The sequence below is a fragment of the Azotosporobacter soli genome, assembly GCF_030542965.1.
Classification (GTDB): Bacteria; Bacillota; Negativicutes; order SG130; family SG130; genus Azotosporobacter; species Azotosporobacter soli.
In genome coordinates this window covers 43267-63806 of sequence record NZ_JAUAOA010000015.1, presented here as the reverse complement: position 1 = coordinate 63806, position 20540 = coordinate 43267, and the positions used below count along the sequence as shown (strand labels likewise).

Here is a 20540-nt window from a genome sequence, read left to right as displayed (position 1 = left end):
GCCTCCCTAGTCAGCCAACAAGATATTCCGCGCCCTGGCGATTCTCTCCAGCGGCGGGCGGGCGCTTTCGAAGTCAAAATTTCTCACACTATCCTCCAGCAATTGCAGTTCCTCTTCTAAACCAACAGTGTCCAGGCATTTCTTCAAACTTTCCAGCGATATTAGGGCGTCAATGTCGCCTGCTTCGATAAGACGCGCCAGTTCCCGCACCACATGATCGGCTTCCCTCGTATTTTCAAGCGTTTTTTCCGCTGCTACCTCGGGTTTTACCTGTACCAGCCTTTCCGTTAAGTCCGCCAACTCTGCCAATGCTGCTTCCAATTCTTGCAGCCAACCGGCGCACTCTGCTCCTTTTACCAACGCCTCTTCCAATCTAACGGCTGCATCATATATTTGGGTAGCCGCTAAGTTACCTGCCAACCCTTTGAGGGTATGAACAAGCTGCAGCGCTTCTTCCGCGTCTTTTTCCATGAGAGCCTTTCTTATTTTCTCTGGTGCGCTATTGTACTTTTTCGCAAACCCGATGAGCAGTTCGCTGAACAGTTTTGCATTGCCGTTTATCCTGCTAAGGCCAGCCTCCACATCAATGCCTGGAAGCGTCGCAGGAAAATCGGCCGTTCCCGACTGCTCCCCTACGACTATCTCCCAAACCGTATTATTCCGGTGCTTTATCCAACGCGACAGCACGGCAGATAAAATTTCCGGTTCCAGAGGTTTACTGATATAGTCGTCCATTCCCGCCGCCAGACATTCCTCTCTGGTTCCCGGCATGGCATGAGCGGTCATAGCAATTATCGGCAAATCCGCCTTCCCTCTTAACCGGATCATGCTTGTCGCCTCATAACCGCCCATCACCGGCATCTGCACATCCATCAGTATCAGGTCATAGTCGTTTCGCATCACCGCAGTCACCGCTTCGCTGCCGTTGTTGGCGATATCTACGTTGAGACCCGCACCTCTTAACAGCGCTGCGGCTACTTGCTGATTGAAGATATTGTCTTCCGTCAGAAGCACTTTCGCTCCCGCCAACCTCTTCTTTAGCCCCAGCAACTCTTCCTGGAATTTAGTCGCAAGCTGCGGCTTTTGCATCTGCGCTTGCCGGCCAAATTTTGCGGTAAAAGAAAAGGTGCTGCCCTGTCCTAGTTGGCTTTTTACCGCAATCGTTCCGCCTAACATTTCCACTAGGCGCTTGGAAATAGTCAGACCTAGGCCGGTTCCGCCGAATTTTCTGGTCACAGAATTATCCGCTTGGGAGAAAGCGATAAAGAGTTTACTTATTTGTTCTTCCGTCATGCCAATCCCGGAATCTTCAACGCTAAACCGCAATATGCAGCTGGTTTCCTCTTTGTCCTCCAGTTCAATTTTAAGTACAATATGTCCATCATTGGAAAACTTGACAGCATTATCGACAAGATTAAGCAGCACCTGGACAAGTCGCAACCGATCGCCTACCAGGGCGCACGGCACATCCGCAGCAACGGAGCTAATCAGTTCCATTCCCTTTTCGGCCGCCTTAACTGAGATCATGTCAGTAATGTCAGCTACTACGTCAGTCAACTGAAAATCGATTGTTTCCAGTTCCAGTCGGCCAGCCTCTATTTTGGAAAAGTCAAGAATCTGATTGATAATGTCCAGCAGTGATTTCGCCGCGATGGCGCTCTTGTCCATATAATCTCTTTGCTCATTCGAAAGTTCTGTTTTTAGCGCTAAGCTGTTGAAACCAATAATCGCATTGAGCGGTGTACGGATTTCATGGCTCATATTTGCCAAAAATTCACTTTTTGCCTGGGCCGCGCTTTCGGCCAATACTTTAGCTTCCTGTAACCGTTCATTGGCGGAGACAATATCTTTGGTTCTTTCGATTACGCGGTTTTCCATCTCGTTATATGCGTGCCGGATATTATCAGACATCCAATTAAATTTTTCCGCTAAAATGTCCAATTCGTTCTGGGCATTGATTTCAATATGGTGCTCAAAGCGCCCGGCTGATATCTGCTCCGTTCCTTCGACAAGCTTTGTTAGCGGCTGGTTGATTCTGGCCGTTATCCAGCGAAAAATGCCCACAGCCAAAAGTATGATGATTAAAAGCATCCCGCCGCTTACAATCAGCATCAACAATTCCAGTTCGCCCAATATTTCACGGGCAGGAACCATCATAATCAAAGTCCACTGGGCAGAAGGGATGTGCATCGAAAAAAAGTATTCTTTGTTGCCGTTATTATTTACTTCCTGCAGCAAATGATCATCCGCAACGGCTTTTTTAAAAAATGGCGCCAATTGATCATTATAGTCCGTAAAGATGTTCTTTTTCATTACCAACTGTTGGTCGGGATGATCTACTATTGAACCATCACTGGTTATTAAGATGATTTGGCTCTCTTCCCCTATTTTAACATTGTTTGTAATTTGTTGTATTCCGGTTATGTTCATATCCATGCCGACAACGCCAATCAGGTTTTTCCGTTCATCGTAAACCGGAGTAGCTATTGTAACCGTCGGGATATTTACAACCGGATCTAAATAAGGATCTAAAAAAGATATTCCGCCTTTCTTCTTCGGGCCTTGGTAAGCAACATATCGGGGATCGTCAGCGTACTTCAACTCAGAAAAGTCTTTAAACTCATAGTCTGATATGTCAACCGCTTTTATTTTGCCATCTTCAACAAAATATCTTGTCAGTATTGCTTCTCTTTTCTCCCAATCGTATTTATCAAATTCCCACCATCTTATATTTCTACCGGATTTCTCAAACCAATAGACAATAAAACCTTGTTTTTGGTATTGGCTGTCACCTGCAAACCACACGCTCTGATAGTAATCACTGCTATTACCCCAGTTAAATACTATATCTTTAACTAATTCTTTATGGTTTGGCTGTCCATAAATAGTCTTAATGGTATTGGCTTGCGTTTTAACGGCATCGGCGCTTACCTTTAAGTCACCGTCGATTCTATCGGCAAAGTACTGAACTTTACTCATGGCATTATCACAGGCATACTGGATAATTAAAGACCTTGCGCCGACAAACGTTATCCCAACAGCAACGAGAAAGACACTACTGACTATAATTGTTATCGGAACAGTCAGCTGCCATTTGATGCTTTTACCCAGAAATTTCAATAGTAGTCACCTCGCCATCTCGCTGCCTCTTGCTGTATGCCGGTTCCATTTTTAATCAGCATACCTAACCTGACCTTTTCAGACATATAACGAAAAAGCCATCACATTATTTGTGATGGCCATACACGATTAGCCTCCGCAAACATAAGTATCTAATTATCTTAATACTGTCTAAAATGATACCTAGTTTCAGTTGATCTAATTGCCTATTTTGATATTAATTTTCACAATAGTATTCTACCATTGCGGCTACCTTATTTCTAGTAAATTAATCCGCTAGGCGGGAGGCATGACTCCGTACTCCCTTTTCCGTTATGCAGACTCTCCGCGTTTTAAAATAAAAACGACAATTTTTCTCTTTTTCCAAACAAAAAACCAGGACATCCCTTAGGATAGCCCCGGCGTTTCGCTTCATTTCGTATACACATTCAAACCAATTTTGATTTCCTCATGTCCCGGTACGGCTTGATTGCCTTCTGTGCTGGCAACGATTGTCGTCTTGCCGCTGCTCGACTTGCCGAAGCGTTGGCTCAGGTCAATCTTGATTGTCAGAATATCGCCTTCGCTCGTCATCTCAATGTTTTTCATCGTTTCCTCCGTCTATCCTTCAGATTAATTTCCTATTGCCAATTCATACATCGCCACGTTTCGCCCCGGAATATTAGACGGGAATTCATCCACGTAACGCGCACCTATTTTGTCGTAAAAGCCTTGCGCATGCGGATCAGAAAAAATCGTCAGGCATGCAATCGCTTGTGCAGCGCAGATCTTTTTCATTTCCGTTACCAATTTAGAGCCGATACCCTTGCCGATGCAGAGCGGCAGCACAAAGACATGTTGCAGACAGCTTTCATCGCCTTCGCTCACGACCGATGCATACGCCACCGTCTCGCCGTCAGCCTCGGCAATCAAAACCGTGTTTTTCCTGATATAAGCCGGAGTAATGGTCAGTTCATCCTTCCATATGGCAAAACATTCTTCCGGGTAGCTCCAATGCCGCTTCGCAGCAAAGGATATGCGGGTCAGTATTTCGGCATCCTCTTCCTGCGCCTTTCGAAACGTTATCTCCATCTTGGCGTCGCTCCTTCCGGCTGGGTTCATTATCTGCCGGTTCGTTTTCTTATATACTTCTCTTACTTTCGCGCTGCGCTCTTCAAGTTCCTCCCACAGCCGATCTGCCTGATTCTTCTTACCTTTTTTATTTTTGAAACTTTTTTAAGCAACTCGCTCTTTTCCGGCTAAAGGTTACCAGCATTTTTTGTCGAACCTTATAGCCAAAGTCGCACTAGCATTTTGACAGGCGTAAGGGGATGAAGTCATGTTCGGAGTCAAGCTCAATTCGTTGCGCACCCGCCTATGTCTGGGCGTCTTTTTGGCGAGTATCTTTCCCTACCTACTGGGCGGCGCTTATATCAGCCAAGTCGTCATCGAACGCATTCAAACCAACTACATTCAACAGGCTCGCACGGTAATCGACAAGGTGCAAAGCGATCTTGATCATGCATTTTTAAGTCCGGTCGAGAACTTAGTCACGGCATTGGCAAATGATGACCGGCTGCTCGAAATCAGTCCGGCACAACTGAACAACTATATTCACTACGACCCCTCCAGCTTCGTCGACCGCGACGATCCGCTCGAACAAACGCTAAAACGTTATTTTAAAAACATGAAAAATAATCACAGCAATATCGATACGATTTTTCTTGCTTCGTCCTGGGGCGGCTATATGGAAACACCGCCGTTTATGCCGAAAGGCTCTTATGATCCGAGACTGCGCGCCTGGTATAAAAACACAATCGCACAGCCTGGCCAAATCGTTACTACCGATCCATACATCACGGCTGTTACCAATCAGATGGTCGTGAGCGTCACGCATACGATTGAGCGTGATGCGCAAACGATCGGCGTCGTCGGCGTCATGCTGTATTTGACGGAATTCCAAAAAAAAGTTGTCGATACGAACATCGGCCAGACCGGTTATCTGTTGATCTTAAATCCAAACAATAAAATCATCGTCAGCCCTAAACATCCTGAATGGCTCCTCAAAACGCCTGCAGAAGTCGGCGTCAGTCAATTGACCCAACTGGAAGAAAAGGCAAACATGCTAAAGCCGTTCACCGCGGACAATCTGGAGCAAATCATGCTGGTCAGCCCGCCGGACAAACGCGGCTGGAAAGTTATCGCCATCATCGACCGTGCGGAACTAGAGGCTCAGGCCGCGCCGCTGCGCAACCTGATTATCAGCGTCTATGCTTTTACCTTACTCTTGGTCTTATTGACCATCATCTATGCTACGACGCGGATCACGCGGCCGCTGGAAAAAATGACGTCGCTGGCACTGCAAATGGCGGACGGCAATCTTGAAACAACCGAAATCAAAGTCTCAACAAGCGACGAACTGGGCCAGTTGGCGCTCTCCTTCAGCCGGATGGCGCGCAACTTGAAGCAATCGTATAGCAACCTTGAAATGCGCGTCGAAGACCGGACGCAAGATTTGAACGCCGCCAATGAAGAATTGCAGGCAATGAATCTGGAGTTGAATGAAACGATCATTCAACTGAGCAAAACACAAGCTTTGCTGGTCAAAACTGAGAAAATGGCCGCGCTTGGCAGCTTAGTCGCCGGTGTGGCACACGAGATCAACACTCCTGCCGGCGTGGCTTTAACTGCGGCTTCACATCTCGATTCGATCACCAAGGAATTGGCTGCCTTGTATGCCGCCAATAGCGTAAAACGCCGCCACTTGACCGAATATATCGAAGAGGCTGGGCAATCGGCGCAAATCATCTTGGCAAATCTGGAACAGGCCATCCGGCTGGTGCGCCATTTCAAACAGGTCTCCGTCGATCATACCTATGAGCAACGGCAGTCGTTCAATCTTCGCGAATACATTGAAAACACCTTATCCTGCTTTGCCACTCGCTTGTCCGCGCCGCAAATCAGCGTGAGCATTGATTGTGCATCCGATCTCGAAATCGACAGCTACCCCGAAGCATTCTCGCAAGTTCTCAGCAATTTGTTGGCCAATTCCTTGCTGCATGCCTATCAGCCAGAACAGCAAGGTCATATCACCATCGCCGTCACACGCCATCCTACAAAGTTAATTTTGAAATATACGGATGACGGCAAGGGCATCGCCGCAGATATCCAAGACCGGATATTTGAGCCCTTCTTCACCACCAAGCGCGAAACTGGCGCGATCGGACTTGGTTTATCGATCGTCTACAACATCATCGCTCAGCAATTTTCCGGTATGATCGAATGCAGCAGCGCACCGGAGCAGGGCACGACCTTCACGATTACATTACCGCTACTGGCGGAGTAAGAAAGATTCTTCCCTTCTTCCACTCTTCGTGTTAAATCAGCTCCCGTTACGCATAAAACGCCGCGCCTCCCGCTATCGGAAGTCGCGGCGTTTTTCAATTAATATATCTTCAATGCTCCGATTGCCCGTTCCACTTCACCAACCAGCGTGCCGTCGCCGATTAAAGAATAAATTGCCTTGATATCGGGTGATGGAATGCGGTCTTCGTCAAGATGCGGCACGACGCTGCGGATCGTCTTATGTGCTGCGCCGGTTCCTTTGCCTGGATCCAGCGGCGCGAGGAAATCGACGCCCTGCGCCGCAGCCAAGAGCTCGATCGCCAGTACGTTTTGCACATTGTCGAGAATTTCACGCGATTGGCGCGCGGCAATCGTGCCCATGCTGACGTGGTCTTCCTGATTGGCGGACGTCGGAATCGAATCGGCGCTGGCCGGGTGAACCAGCACTTTATTTTCCGACACCAATGCAGCCGCCGTATATTGCGTGATCATCAGACCGGAATCCACGCCGGGATAGGCGGTCAAAAACGGCGGCAGATCGCTTAAGTGCGCATCCATCAAACGGTTGATGCGTCGCTCGGAAATGTTGCCCAGTTCGGCGATCGCCAGTTTCAGATAATCCATGACCAGCGCAATCGGTTGACCATGAAAATTGCCGCCGGAAACCGCTTCGCCGGTATCCGGCATGATCAGCGGATTATCGGTCGCGGCATTGATCTCGACCGTCAGCGTCTCTTCCACGCGGCGCAATGCGTCTTTCGAAGCGCCATGCACCTGTGGTACGCAACGCAGCGAATAGGCATCCTGGACTTTCGTGCAATTCTTATGCGAGGCGATGATGACGCTGTCTTCGGTGAGACGGGCCATGTTCTCGCTGGTCGCTACCTGTCCGACATGCGGTCTTACCTGGCTGATCCGTGCATCAAACGCGGCGCGCGTTCCTTTGAGCGCCTCGGTGCAGAGCGCGGCCGCCACATCGGCGGCTTTCATCAGATTCACCGCATCCTGCCAGGCCATCGAACCGACCGCCGTCATGATCTGCGTACCGTTGATCAGCGCCAGTCCTTCTTTGCCGCCAAGTGCCAATGGTTCTAAACCTTTCGCCTGCAGCGCGGCAGCACCGCTCATCAGCGCGCCGTCGACATAGGCTTCGCCTTCGCCAAGCATTACCAGCACCATATGCGAGAGCGGCGCGAGATCTCCGCTCGCACCGACCGATCCTTTCTCCGGAATAGCCGGACAGATGCCTTCGTTCAGCATGGTCAGCAGCATTTCTACCGTCGACAATTTGATGCCGGAATAGCCCTTGGCCAGCGAATTCGCCCTGAGCAACATGGCGGAGCGTACGACATCGACCGGCAGGTGGCGGCCGACGCCGGTCGCATGGCTGAGAATTAAATTTTTCTGCAATTTCTCCCGCTCTTCTTTCGAAATGAAGATGCTGCTGAAATCGCCGAATCCGGTAGAAATCCCATAAACAGGACGTTCTTCCGCAAGAATCTTATCGACGATTGCCCGGCTGGCAATGATTTGTTTGCGGCCTTCTTCGCTCAGCGCCGCCTTCTCATTTTGCCGGGCCACTTTTACCACATCTTCAAGCGTCAATGAATTTCCATCTAATAATACCATGCTCTTACGTCCCCCTCTGTATCTCTTGCTAAGCCGCGTTTTGACGGCTGGCTTCCGTTTTGCTGTGTACAAAAACATAATACAAGTAGATCAGTCCCACTACCGGCAGTCCGGTATACAGGACGATACGCTGTTCTTCGATAAAGGCCAGACTGAGAATGATGCAAATATTCAAGATTACCGACAGGATCGGCAACGCTGGATACATCGGCGTTTTAAAGACCAACGTCTCGAGTTTGCCGCCCATTTCGATAAAGCGTTGACGGAACTTTACCTGGCACCAGGCAATTACGATCCAAATCAGACAGCCTGTCAAACCGACGCTGGACATCAGCCACAAGTATACGGTATCGGCTGCATATTCGCTGGTCAGCAGCGACAAACCGGAAAGCACCAAGGTCAGCAAAACGCCGTTTACCGGCACGCCGCCGGAATTTAATTTACCCAGCCAGCTCGGTGCATGCTTGTCTTTGGCCATCGACCATAAGAGTCTTGAGCAAACATACAGCGCCGAATTGCTGGCCGATAAAGCCGAGGTCAACACGACAAAACTCATGATGTCTTTTGCCAACGGGATGCCGATGCGGCCGAAGACATAGGCGAACGGACTCTCCAATAGACCCGCTTCCTGATAAGGAATCGTCGCCGCGAGTACTGCGATCGCCAACACATAGAACAGGATGATTCGCATCACAATGCCTTTGATAACCTTCGGCACGTTCTTGCCCGGATTCTCGCATTCTCCGGCTGCGATGCCGACCAGCTCCGAGCCTTGGAATGAGTATACTACGTTAATCATCGTCAAGAAAAGTGCCCAGCCGCCATGTGGAAAAATAGCCTCATTGCTGTGATAGTTGGAAAAACCGATCGCGCCTTCGTGGCCGAGCAATCCAAACATCAAGCCCGCTCCGGCCAGAATGAAACCGATGATCGCCGCGACCTTGATGCCGGCAAACCAAAACTCCGTTTCGCCGTACACTTTGACCGAAATCAGATTCAACACCGCGACCAGTACGGCAAAGACCGCACACCAGATCCAAATCGACACGTCAGGAAACCAGCCCGCCATGATGATGCCGGCAGCGGTAAAATTCGCCGCAATACAGACGGCCCAGTTGATCCAATAAATCCAGCCGACGGTAAAGCCGACGCCAGGCGAGATGAATTGCAGCGCGTACGTTTGAAACGAACCGGCAACCGGCATTGCGACAGCCAGTTCTCCCAGACACAATAATGCCAGATACATGACCAGACCGCCGAAGATGAAGGCCAGGATCGCCCCGACCGGACCGGCGTCGCTGATGACCTGTCCCGCACCCATAAATAACCCTGTACCGATCGTTCCGCCAATGGAAATCATCATGAGATGGCGCGATTTCATTTCCCGTTTCAAGCCTGTTTTCTCCGGACAAAGATCTTCTGCTTTCAGATTTGGTGTTGTCATGTTCCATCCTCCCATTTCATTCTAGGTTCTTAGACGAACGGGGCATACATTGACAAACACGGTTTTGAACGCAAGAGCGACTGGCTCATATCAACTTCATACATTGCTGCAGCATCGTTCATCACCGGCTGGGCGGCGCAGCTCAAATAACTTCTTCCGCCTTTTGACTCAGCGCAGCGAGTGCGGCATCCGCCTTTTGGGCCAGTGCTCTGACTTCCGCGCCGGCTGTCTCTAAAAAGGAACTTTCTTTGATCGACGCCAAATTGATCCGCACATTGTACAGCGCGGCCCAAACGCCGGCATGCGCCAGACGCCCGGCAACCGCAGCATCGCTTGCGGCATTGGGATTGCCTATCGCCAGCATGCGATGCGACAATTCCAGCACGCCTACGCAAGTCGCAGCGACTTCCAGCGGCAATTTTGCCGCTTTTTGCAGCGCGGCCTGAATGGCCTGGCCGCGGATCGCCTTGTCTTCATCGCTGTCTTTCGGCAGTTTGTACGCAGCCATGACTTCGTTAAACGCCGCCGTGTCTTCATCCACATAGCTGGCTAAACGGGTCAGCGCTTTCTCCAGGTCGCATTTCAACGTTCCGGCCTCATCATGCGCATCGGCGCATTTGGCGCTGCCCAACGTCAGATTGCCGACCATTACGCCAAGAGCCGCCGCCAGCGCGCCCGCGAGCGCTGCAACGCTGCCGCCGCCCGGTGCAGGCGAATTGGATTTCAGTTCCGCGAGAAAATCGGTCACGCTCTTTTTCATCAACATCTTCTTCCCCCCCCTCTTTTATTGCAGATTTTCTTCCAGAACCTGTTTGCGATCAAAATCTTCGAGCCGCAGATAAAAGTCGGCGGCATCGAGTAGCGCCTGGAGCGGCAGCAGGCCGACGATTTCGCTGCCGACGACGGATACGCCATAGCGCGCCGCCTCGCTCTTGACCGTTTCAAATACGCGATGCAGCGGTGTACCTTCATAATTGACCATATTGATGGTCACCTGCGCCAGATTGCGTTCTTCAATCATGATGCCCATCGCACGGCAATATTTATAGCCGCCCTTGGCTTCGCGAATCGCCGAGGCAATTTTCTTGGCAATGCTCACATCGCTGGTACTCAGATTGATGTTGTAGGCGATCAAAAACTGACGCGCGCCGACGATCACCGCCCCGGCGGTGGGATGCATCTTGGCCGGGCCGTAATCCGGCTTCCACTGCGCTTCGCCGATATTCTCCTTGCGCCCTTCGTATTGTCCTTTACGGACATCCGGCAGGTTTTTGCGCTGCGGCTGCTTCGCGGCCGCCTCATACAAATACACCGGGATGCTTAACTTTTCAGCGATTTCCTGTCCCAGTTCATTCGCCAGTTCGACGCATTCCTCAAGGCTGACATCGCTGACCGGCACGAACGGAATGACGTCACTCGCGCCGATGCGGGGATGCTCGCCTTCATGTTTTTCCATATCGATCAATTCGGTCGCCTTGGCACAGGCGGCAAACGCCGCCCGTTTCACCGGCTGTGGTTCGCCGACGAACGTGAATACGACGCGGTTGTGACTGGCATCGGGTTTGATGTCCAATAGCTTAACGCCGTCTACGCTACGCACAGCGGCAGCAATCGCGTCTATAACCTCCGGCCGCCGTCCTTCGCTAAAATTGGGCACGCATTCTACTAACTTTCCCATTCTGAATTCCTCCTACACGTTGTTTTGCCAAACCAGTTGTCCTTTTTTTACAACCTTGTCTACGACATTCATTCCGGCATGATAGATCAAATATAAATGGGATGGATGCTTAAGGATAATGAGATCCGCCTGCTTGCCGACTTCGATGCTGCCGATTCTCTTATCCCTGCCGACCGCAGCCGCGCCGTTAATCGTAAGCGCCGTCACCACTTCCGCCGGCGTCATTTTAAGCTGGATCGCAGCCAATGCGGCAACAAGCGGAATGGAGTGGCTGAAACAGCTGCCCGGATTGAAGTCGGTCGCCAAAGCGACGATGCAGCCGTTATCGATCATCGTCCGCGCTCTGGCGTACGGCTCGCGCAGGCAAAACGCCGTCGCGGGCAAAATCGTCGCAACGACGCCGGACTTCGCCATCGCTTCAATGCCGGCGTCGGAAGCATGCAGCAAGTGATCCGCGGAAACTGCACCACACTCGCCGGCCAGTTCCGCGCCGCCAAGCGAGACGATTTCATCGGCGTGAATTTTACTTTTCAGTCCAAGTTTTTGGGCTGCCAGGAGGAGCTTGCGCGATTGCGCTATCGAAAACACGCCCTGTTCGCAAAAGACATCGCAGAATTCGGCAATGCCCTGTTTCTTCACTTCGGGCAGAACCGAATCAATAATGAAATCAAGGTATTCTTCACTGCGACCGCGATAATCCGGCGGCGTGGCATGCGCGCCCATAAAGGTCGACACAACGTCCACCGCATGCGTTGCGCTCATTTTATCCATGACCTCGAGCTGCCGCAGTTCGGTAGCGAGATCGAGACCATAGCCGCTCTTGCCTTCGACAGTGGTAACTCCCATCGCCAGCATCGCATCCAGCCTTTGCAAACCGAGCGTCGTCAGTTTGTCGACACTGTCGGAACGCGTCGCGCTTACCGTATTTAATATGCCGCCGCCTTTTTCCAGGATATCGAGATATGGCAGACCATCCAGCCGCCAGAAGAATTCCTCGGGTCGATAACCGCCGAAGACCAGATGCGTGTGCGAATCGACGAAGCCCGGCAGGACGCATTGTCCTTTTGCATCGATGATTTCAGCGCCGTCAGCCGCCCCGTTCGGTAGTTCAGCGTTTTTGCCGACCCAAACGATGACGCCGTCCTCGACAAGCACAGCGCCGTCCGCAATGCTGCCGATCTCGTTCATCGCAGCGCCGGACTTGACGCCGCCTGCGCAGGTCACGACTTCTGCAGCGTTTTTTATTAGCAAGCGTTGTTTATTTTCTTGCATTGTTTTCACCTCGTTATCCCTTCGCCATCGCTTCGCCGACCACTTTTTCGATCAAGTCTTCACTCGGAATATACGGCAACGTCGCATGCGCTTTGCCCGCATAAGTCTTGTTGAACTCGACGACGGTCTCGATCGAATGCTCATTGCGCGCCCAGGCCCGGCGCACTACGCCGCCCATGACGTCCCAGAGCATCGCCGATTTTAATATTTCGTCGACCCTTGCGCTCCCGTCGAGCACCATGCCGAAGCCGCCGTTGATCGATTTGCCGATGCCGACGCCGCCGCCGTTGTGCAGCGCCACCAGGCTCATGCCGCGCGCCGCGTTGCCCGCGAAACATTGCACCGCCATATCGGCCATGACATTGCTGCCGTCTTTGATGTTCGACGTTTCGCGGAAAGGAGAATCGGTGCCGCTGACGTCATGATGGTCGCGCCCGAGCATGACCGGCCCGACTTCGCCGTTTCGCACCATTTCATTAAAACGCAGCGCGATTGCTTTGCGGCCTTCCGCATCCTGGTACAGGATGCGCGCCTGTGTGCCGACGACCAGTTTGTTTTTTTCCGCATCGCGAATCCAGATATAATTGTCGCGATCCTGGCCGCGCCGCTTGGGATCGATGCAGTCCATCGCCGCTTTATCGGTCTTCGCCAAGTCGCTAGCCTTGCCGCTGAGGCAAACCCAACGGAACGGACCATAGCCGTAATCAAAGAGTTCCGGCCCCATGATGTCCTCGACATACGAGGGAAAAATAAAACCATCTTTTTCATCATGCCCATTCTTGGCAATTTCCGTAACGCCTGCATCATAAACCGCCTTCATGAAGGCATTGCCGTAATCGAAGAAATACGTCCCCCGGCTGACCAGCGTTTTAATCAGCTCAAAGTGATGCTTCAGGCTTTGCTGCACCAATTTTTTAAATTGATTGCGATCACGCCCCAAGAGTTCGGTTCGCTGCGCAAAGCTTAAGCCATGCGGGCAATAGCCGCCGTCATACGGCACATGGCAGGAGGTTTGATCCGAAAGCAGCGGGATTTTCACATCATTCTTGACCGCATATTCGAGCAGATCGACGATATTGCCGTGATAAGCGATCGACAACGCTTCTTTTCGTTCCTGCGCCGCACTCGCCCAGGCGAATACTTCGCCGAGATCGTTCGACGCCTTGTTGATCCAGCCCTGTTCGAGGCGCGTCTTAATGCGCGATTCATCGACTTCAGCAATGATGCCGACGCCGCCGGCGATTTCAATCGCCTTCGGCTGCGCACCGCTCATGCCTCCGAGCCCCGACGAGACAAAAAGCGTCCCTTCCAGGTCGCCGTCAGCCGCCAGCCCCAAGCGTTTGCGCCCCGCGGTCAGCAACGTGTTGAACGTGCCGTGGACGATGCCCTGCGGCCCGATATACATCCAGCCGCCCGCGGTCATCTGTCCATAATTGGCGACGCCCATTTGTTCGGCGATCTCCCAGTCGTCCTGGTTGTCGAACATGCCGATCATCAGCGCGTTGGTGATGATGACGCGCGGCGCTTCCGGCTTTGAGGCGAAGAGTCCGACCGGATGTCCTGATTCGATCACCAGCGTCTGCTCCTGCGTCATAACTTCGAGATATCGTTTGATCAGTTGGTACTGCATCCAGTTTTGACAGACGCTGCCGGTTTCGCCGTAGGTGACCAGTTCATAAGGATAGAGCGCCACCGCATGGTCAAGATTATTATCGATCATCACCTGGAACGCCTTGCCTTCGATGCAGCGCCCCTTGTACTCTTCAATCGGCTTGCCGGATATTTTTTCTTTCGGCATATATCGATAACCGTAAATGCGTCCGTATTCTTTCAATTCCTGCATGAATTCCGGCGCCAGCGCCGCATGCAACTCTTCCGGGATATAACGCAGCGCATTTTTCAGCGCAAGCTTGGTTTGTTCCAGACTCAAGCGAAAACCGCGATCCGGCGCGCGACGAATTCCGGCTTTGAACTGCGGCGCTTCGGGCAATACCGCATCCAGTTTGATTTCCATGACATCCTTAACCTGAGTGTTTGTGATCGACATCTTCATCGCTCCTCCTTTTATTTATCGGGCCAATCCCTTCAGACGGCATAACGCATCAACAACGCCAAAAATCAGAACCATCGCCAGACGCGATGTGGCGTTGTCCCGGTCAAAACGCGGCGACACCTCCGCAATGTCAAAACCGACGACCTTGTTGCTGCGCAAAATATGTTTCAAAAATTTCAAAATGTCTTCCGGTTGGAGTCCCATCGGCTGCGCCGAACTTACGCCGGGAGCAAAAGCCGATGACACGACGTCCGCGCAAAGCGTCAGATGAATATGTTCCGTGTCCTGCATGAACGCATCCAGTCGGTCGATAACATCGTCATCCTTGCGCGCCGCGACTTCGCCTGCCAAGACATACTGCACGCCGCGCCGCTTAGCTTCGTTGAACAACTCCAATGTATTGCTACTGCGCTGGATGCCAAGACAAAAATATTTGAACGCTTCATCAAGCGCTGCGGCATCTTGCGCGATCTGGCGGAACATCGTCCCGGAACTGCCGCTTTCCGGCAGCGGACGCAAATCAAAATGTGCGTCAAAATTGATAATGCCAAGCTCCGCTTTACCGTAAGTCTCACGCAACGCAGCGGCTTGACCGCGGTAATGGCCCAGCGCCGTCTCATGGCCGCCGCCGAGCACAATCGGGAAGAATCCCGCCCGGCGAATTCGGCTGACTGCTTCGGCAAGCGCGTTCTGGCTCGCGACCAAATCGCCGTCCTGACAAAGGATGTTTCCCGCATCGACCAAAGTGACATCCTGCGAAAAAGCGCAGGGCACATTGGCCAATTCTTTGCGGATGCTAAGCGGCCCCAGCGAAGCGCCTTCCCGCCCTTTGTTGCGCTTAATCCCTTCGTCGCAGCAAAAGCCCACGAGTGCAATGCCAAGCTTACCCGGCTGCGGCGCAGCCGCCTGCCGTAAATCCCAACCTTTCATCCATTGGTGCCAGCGAAAGGCTGCATAATTTTCTGTGCTGTCGATTCGTCCCTGCCAACCGGACATATCCGGCGCAGCGTATTGGTGCTTTTCCATCGTCCTCCAACCCTTCGTTAAAATAAATAGGCCAGCTTATTTCCATTTTACTTTGCTAGCGTCGATAAATAGTCAAAAAATTTCGAGAGTAGTGCTCCAGAAATAAAAAAATGAGAGCAACGCTTTTTTACCGTTGCTCTCATTTTTCATTTTGTTACTTATAGCATTTTCATTTCGCGTCGCGTGCGTTCAATGATGGCAGACTGATTGGCATCGTGATATTTCACGAGGAATTCTTCGGCCCTATTCAGGTGTTCCCGCGCGGCGGCCATATCGCCTGCACGGCAGGCAATCCGCGCCAGCACGCAATTTAGCGTACAATGGCCGCGCTGGCACCAATAGCCCATCTGTCCGCCGAACTGTTCACCGACGACGAGCGCCTGCTGCAGATGGCTTTTAGCTGCATCGTATCGGCCCAATTCAAAAGCCGCATACCCGGCATTGATGTAAAAGATCGTCAAGCCTTCGCCAACGGTCGCCTGTCCATGCAGACGGATCGCAGTTTCGTAATGGCGCAGCGCCTCAACCCACTCCCCCGCGCCGCCGCGCAGATCACCGATGTAATTATAGGCAGCGGCAATATGGGCCGCATAGCCGTTACCGCGGCTGTTCAGACGTTTAAAGAGCGCGATCGATTGACGGTAACTCTGTTCGGCCAGTTCGTCTTCGCCGCGCAGCGCATACGCGATTCCTTTGAAACGCAAAGCTGCGCCAAGCACGGTTTCACGTCCGGCATCGGCCGCCGCGCGGATCAATTTATCGGCGAACGCCTCGATCATCCGGTCGCGCCGCGTCTGAATCGCACAGTACACGACCTGTTGATAGCCTTTGATCCGATACTCCTGATATTCGCGCAGCGCTGCCAAACGCAGCAAACGATGAATCGCCCGCAAGCCCTGACGATGTTCGCCCAGCCAAATGTGGTAGCGCCCCGACATTTCCAAATACGCCGCCTGATAACGGCTGATGCGTTCTTCGCCAAGCGCCCGTTTGGCCGCAGCCGCGATCAACTCTTCCAATTGCTGCAGATGCTCGGTAATTTGCCGCCGGTCATAACCGCTGTCGCTGCCGACCATCACCGCGGCACTCAACTCGGGAAACATTTCATAGTGCGGACAGGAATAGCGTTCGGCCAGACGGATCCGATATTCGATCGCCTTCGCCTCTTCGCCCGCCTGACTAAAATGATGGATCGCCGCATATAACAATTCGCGCGCGCCATCACACGCCTGCATCCGTTCCTCCAGATGCAGGCCGATGCGGTGATGCAGCATTTTCTGCCGCGACGCCGATAATTGTCCATAAACAAATTCACGGATACAGCCATGACAGAAGCGATACGTCAGGTGACTGCGTCCCGGCTGTATCCCTTCTTCCAGTAATTTTTTCTTTTGGATCTCTTCAATCGCTTCGACCAGTTCAAATTCATTCAGACCCGCGACTGCCGTCAGCTCCTCATAACTGGCGTCACGGAAAAAAACCGATGCCGCGGCCAACACTTTGCGCGCCTTTTCGGACAATTGTCCGACGCGCTCCGTCAACACGCTGTGCAATCGGGGCGAAAGACGCCCGACGCCTTCGCCCAGTTGCAGCAACTTGAAGCACTCTACCAGGAACAGCGCATTGCCCTCGGTATATTCATAAAGTTTTTCCTGCAATAGCGGATCAAGACTTGCCGTATCCAAAGCCAATGCGGCAAAACGCTCGACTTCGCTGCGGCTGAAACGTTCGACAGGCAACCACTCGATCACCTGCTGCGCCTGCCGTTCGCCAAAGCGTTGCGCAAAAGCGCTCAGCGCTTCGCTGCGGCAAGTAGCCAGGCAGTCGATGTGAGAGCCACTGCTGCGCAGAACCTGCTGCAATACGTTATAGCCTTGCTGATCCAGCCACTGAATGTCTTCGATCACGAGCAGCAATCGGCAATGTTCGGCCAACAGTTGCAGTAAGCCATGCATCACTTCCTGCGCCATCGTGACCTGCAGCGCGTGAATATCCATTTGGTGCGAAAAATCTTCCGCACTCCGCTCAAGCGCAATCGCCGGAAAGAGATACGAGATCACCTGTCGCCAGGAATCGGGCGCTTCGATTTCCCGGCGCTTAAGTTCCAGCATAACCTGGCTGAAAATGGCGCTCCACGCTTTATACGGATACAATTCTTCTACCTGATAGCACTGGGTGCGCAAAATCAGCGCATCCTCGCCTGATAACGACTCGAATACGTTCCGCACCAGCGCGCTTTTTCCCACGCCCTGCTCACCATGCAACACCAGAAAACGCGGCAAAGCATCGCCCGTTTTCGACTGACCCAGCCAGTCAAAAAGGCGGCTACGTTCGGCTTCGCGCCCGAAAAACAATTCCGTTTGACTGCTTTTTTCAGCGTCTGCGTTATTTTCCTTGCGCCTTAGCGCCTGCTGCGCAATCTCTTTCGTTTTCGCATCCGGCCGGATGCCCAGTTCGCTTTGCAGCTTATTCTCAAGCTGCCGGTATGTCGCAATGACTTTGTTATCCGCGCCAGCCTGGCTATAGATGCGCATCAGCGAGCGATAGGCGCTTTCATTGTATTCGTCGATCGCAACCAATCGCTTCAAACAACTCTTCGCCTGTTCGTATCTCTTTTCTTTCAACAGTGCAACGCCGCGGCGTGTGAGACGCGACAAATAAACCTCGCGCAGCTCCTGCCGCTTTTCATTCACCCATTCTTCAAACAGCACCGCATCCTTGCAATAAAATCCGGCAAGAAATTCACCGCCGTACGCCGCTTCTTCCTCCGCTTCCCCCTCGAGCAGGCAGGCAACATCGCTTGCGCCGCTGTGCGTCGGATCAAGGAGCAGCAGGGAACGGGACGGCGTCTGAATCAAGCTTTCGCCGAACATTTTTTTCAGCAGATACAAGGTATTGCGCAAATTTTTCTTGGCCGCTTCATCGTCCATCTCGCTCCAGAGAAGCGCCGCCAGTTCCGCACGACTGCAACTCTTTTTCACCAACAGATAATAAAGCAGCGCTTCCATCTTGGCAAACGGGAATACGACCCGCTTTCCGTTCCAGTTGATCGCCGCCGTGCCCAACATTCTCGCCGTCAGCACTCTTTCATCCCTCCTGACCGGGCTGCATAGCTATGCTCAAGAAGCCACCCCGGCTGTATGGCCTTGGTGGCTTCTTCGTTTAACTAATTTGCCTCTCTTCTATTTCGCGGCTTTCGTCGCGCAGCACTTGTGCAAACTGATTGACGAGCGCAGCGTCGAATTGCGTTTCGCTGCCGCGCATCAATTCAGCCAGCGCATCATCGGTCGAAAATTGATAACGACGATAGACGCGCTTGATCGTCATCGCGGAATAGGCGTCGACGATCGCGAGAATCCGCCCGCTGAGCGAAATGTCGTCGCCTTTCAGCTGATTCGGATAGCCTTTGCCGTCATAGCGTTCATGGTGCTGACCGATCGCATTATAGACAGCGGTCGGCATCGAAAAGGTATGTAAAAGATTCAAACCGTAGTTTACATGCTTTTGTATCGACTGATACTCTACCTGACTCAGTTTTCCCGGTTTACGCAGAATTTCATTCGGCACTGCGATCTTGCCGATATCATGCAGCCAGCCTGCCAGACGGATATTTTCCACCATTTCCTCGTCCAAGCCGATTTTTCGGGCCAGCAATACGCCATACTGCGCCACGTACAAGGAGTGCAGAAACGTGTACATGTCTTTTTGCGACAACACGGTCAGAATATCGCGGTAGTCTTCCGGCATCTCCGCGTTAAACTGGCACGTCGTCTGCTTTGTCTTGCGCGATAATTTATAAGCGTACATCTCTTTGTCCGCAAAATCGACCAGTTCTTCGACATTGCCCTGCCGCTCCGGATCCGCTTGCGCCAAACCATAAGAAAATTCAACTTGCACCGGTGAAATATCGGGGTCGGCCGTATAACGCTGACCCTTGAGTTCTTCGATCTGTTGCGTGACCGCCGCGCGTTGTTTGCCGAGATCAGGCAGGATGGCGATAAATTCGTCGCCGCCCAAACGACCGATGATCGCCTTCGCGCCCCACAGTTCGCGCAGTCGCTGTGCAAATTGCACCAGAATCCGATTGCCGATAAAATGACCATAGGTGGCATTCACATTCTTAAAATTGTCCAGATTGACCAGTACCAGCATGGAATCATTGCCCTGCGCCAACAGTTCCTGTCCCAGCATGATCGTATGCGTGAACGTATGCAGCCCCGTTAACGGATCGGTGATGCTGGCCCGGTAAAAACGATTGCGCTCCAGCGCTAAATTGCGCAAGGCTCCGGCCATTCCGACCAGGAAAACCATCGCCAACGCAATTGTTTTTTCTGCCATCGTTGAACTGATCGACACCCAGCCGATCGCAATCGCAAGGAGTCCTACACCATACATATATGCCCACCAGTGATTTTTTCCCTGGTATTTTTTCAAACGTAGCATGACGACTCCTATCTATAATTTAACAAAATTCATTTCAAATTCCATTTACGCACCTTTCTATTCTACCCCATTGCTTTTTTACGCGTCAATGAAAATAAGGCGATACCGCACTTATTTTCCCTCTCTATTTTCCTGCTTCGCTCCTTGTTTTGCAAAACGCTTTTTTCACCGTCTTTTTCGGCAGGATTTCTCTTGAGCGACAGCGAAGTAATTTGGCAAATACTTGAATTGGGAAAGGGGCTGAGTTTCATGGGCGACAGCATCCACAAACCGGAAAAATTTCGTGTTGTTCTGGGCAATACCGACCGCAGCGCGGCAGAACTCCTGAGCTATCTGCGCCGTCACGCTCCCGATCTGGCAGGCGTCCATATTGAGCCGGTCACCGCCAAACCCGCCAAAATCGGCGAAGTCGTTTTCGAATTCCATATTCCCTGCGCTCACATGTCTGAGTCGCAACTAAATGCCATTTTGTCTCAAGTCTCGGAATGCATGTACCAGGTAGAGACACTGGAACGCATTTAAAAAACAACCGCAGATGAACTAAGCGCCTG

General features: G+C 52.0%; 14 protein-coding genes. 2 read left to right on the top strand and 12 right to left on the bottom strand.

Annotated features, from left to right (window positions below; all coding sequences use genetic code 11):
• Positions 1 to 6 precede the first annotated feature (6 nt).
• The 3 genes from QTL79_RS12795 to QTL79_RS12785 all read right to left on the bottom strand — a co-directional run bounded on the left by QTL79_RS12795 (position 7) and on the right by QTL79_RS12785 (position 4191).
• On the bottom strand, positions 7 to 3120 hold the full coding sequence (locus tag QTL79_RS12795; protein WP_346355358.1) for an ATP-binding protein: 3114 nt from the start codon (positions 3118 to 3120) through the stop codon (positions 7 to 9).
• A 411-nt stretch (positions 3121 to 3531) separates the two neighbouring features.
• Positions 3532 to 3708, bottom strand: coding sequence for a hypothetical protein (locus QTL79_RS12790; protein ID WP_346355357.1), 177 nt, complete (start codon positions 3706 to 3708; stop codon positions 3532 to 3534).
• Between the two features lie 24 nt (positions 3709 to 3732).
• Complete coding sequence (locus QTL79_RS12785; protein WP_346355356.1) at positions 3733 to 4191, bottom strand: GNAT family N-acetyltransferase; 459 nt, start codon at positions 4189 to 4191, stop codon at positions 3733 to 3735.
• Positions 4192 to 4438: 247 nt separating this feature from the next.
• Here QTL79_RS12785 and QTL79_RS12780 point away from each other — a divergent pair, with 247 nt between their 5' ends.
• The gene (locus QTL79_RS12780) at positions 4439 to 6445 is read left to right on the top strand and encodes a sensor histidine kinase (protein ID WP_346355355.1); all 2007 of its coding nucleotides are present in this window, start codon (positions 4439 to 4441) and stop codon (positions 6443 to 6445) included.
• A 98-nt stretch (positions 6446 to 6543) separates the two neighbouring features.
• On the opposite strand, the gene hutH is transcribed toward QTL79_RS12780, so the two are convergent.
• From hutH to QTL79_RS12735, 9 genes are all read right to left on the bottom strand, one after another.
• On the bottom strand, positions 6544 to 8073 hold the full coding sequence (hutH, locus tag QTL79_RS12775; protein WP_346355354.1) for a histidine ammonia-lyase: 1530 nt from the start codon (positions 8071 to 8073) through the stop codon (positions 6544 to 6546).
• A 28-nt stretch (positions 8074 to 8101) separates the two neighbouring features.
• The gene (locus QTL79_RS12770) at positions 8102 to 9517 is read right to left on the bottom strand and encodes an amino acid permease (RefSeq protein ID WP_346355353.1); all 1416 of its coding nucleotides are present in this window, start codon (positions 9515 to 9517) and stop codon (positions 8102 to 8104) included.
• A 142-nt stretch (positions 9518 to 9659) separates the two neighbouring features.
• Positions 9660 to 10283: a cyclodeaminase/cyclohydrolase family protein gene (locus QTL79_RS12765; RefSeq protein WP_346355352.1), complete on the bottom strand. Its 624-nt coding sequence runs from the start codon at positions 10281 to 10283 to the stop codon at positions 9660 to 9662.
• Positions 10284 to 10301: 18 nt separating this feature from the next.
• On the bottom strand, positions 10302 to 11195 hold the full coding sequence (gene ftcD / locus QTL79_RS12760; protein ID WP_346355351.1) for a glutamate formimidoyltransferase: 894 nt from the start codon (positions 11193 to 11195) through the stop codon (positions 10302 to 10304).
• A 12-nt stretch (positions 11196 to 11207) separates the two neighbouring features.
• The gene (hutI, locus tag QTL79_RS12755) at positions 11208 to 12467 is read right to left on the bottom strand and encodes an imidazolonepropionase (RefSeq protein WP_346355350.1); all 1260 of its coding nucleotides are present in this window, start codon (positions 12465 to 12467) and stop codon (positions 11208 to 11210) included.
• A 13-nt stretch (positions 12468 to 12480) separates the two neighbouring features.
• A complete protein-coding gene (gene hutU / locus QTL79_RS12750; protein ID WP_428845480.1) occupies positions 12481 to 14520 on the bottom strand; it encodes a urocanate hydratase in 2040 nt (679 codons plus the stop codon).
• A gap of 15 nt (positions 14521 to 14535) precedes the next feature.
• Positions 14536 to 15546, bottom strand: coding sequence for a formimidoylglutamase (hutG, locus tag QTL79_RS12745; protein ID WP_346355349.1), 1011 nt, complete (start codon positions 15544 to 15546; stop codon positions 14536 to 14538).
• Between the two features lie 158 nt (positions 15547 to 15704).
• Positions 15705 to 18629 (bottom strand): ATP-binding protein, encoded by a 2925-nt coding sequence (locus tag QTL79_RS12740; RefSeq protein ID WP_346355348.1) that lies wholly within the window; start codon positions 18627 to 18629, stop codon positions 15705 to 15707.
• Positions 18630 to 18708: 79 nt separating this feature from the next.
• On the bottom strand, positions 18709 to 19989 hold the full coding sequence (locus tag QTL79_RS12735; protein WP_346355347.1) for an HD-GYP domain-containing protein: 1281 nt from the start codon (positions 19987 to 19989) through the stop codon (positions 18709 to 18711).
• 249 nt (positions 19990 to 20238) lie between these two features.
• Here QTL79_RS12735 and QTL79_RS12730 point away from each other — a divergent pair, with 249 nt between their 5' ends.
• Complete coding sequence (locus QTL79_RS12730; RefSeq protein ID WP_346355346.1) at positions 20239 to 20511, top strand: hypothetical protein; 273 nt, start codon at positions 20239 to 20241, stop codon at positions 20509 to 20511.
• The last annotated feature ends 29 nt before the right edge of the window (positions 20512 to 20540 follow it).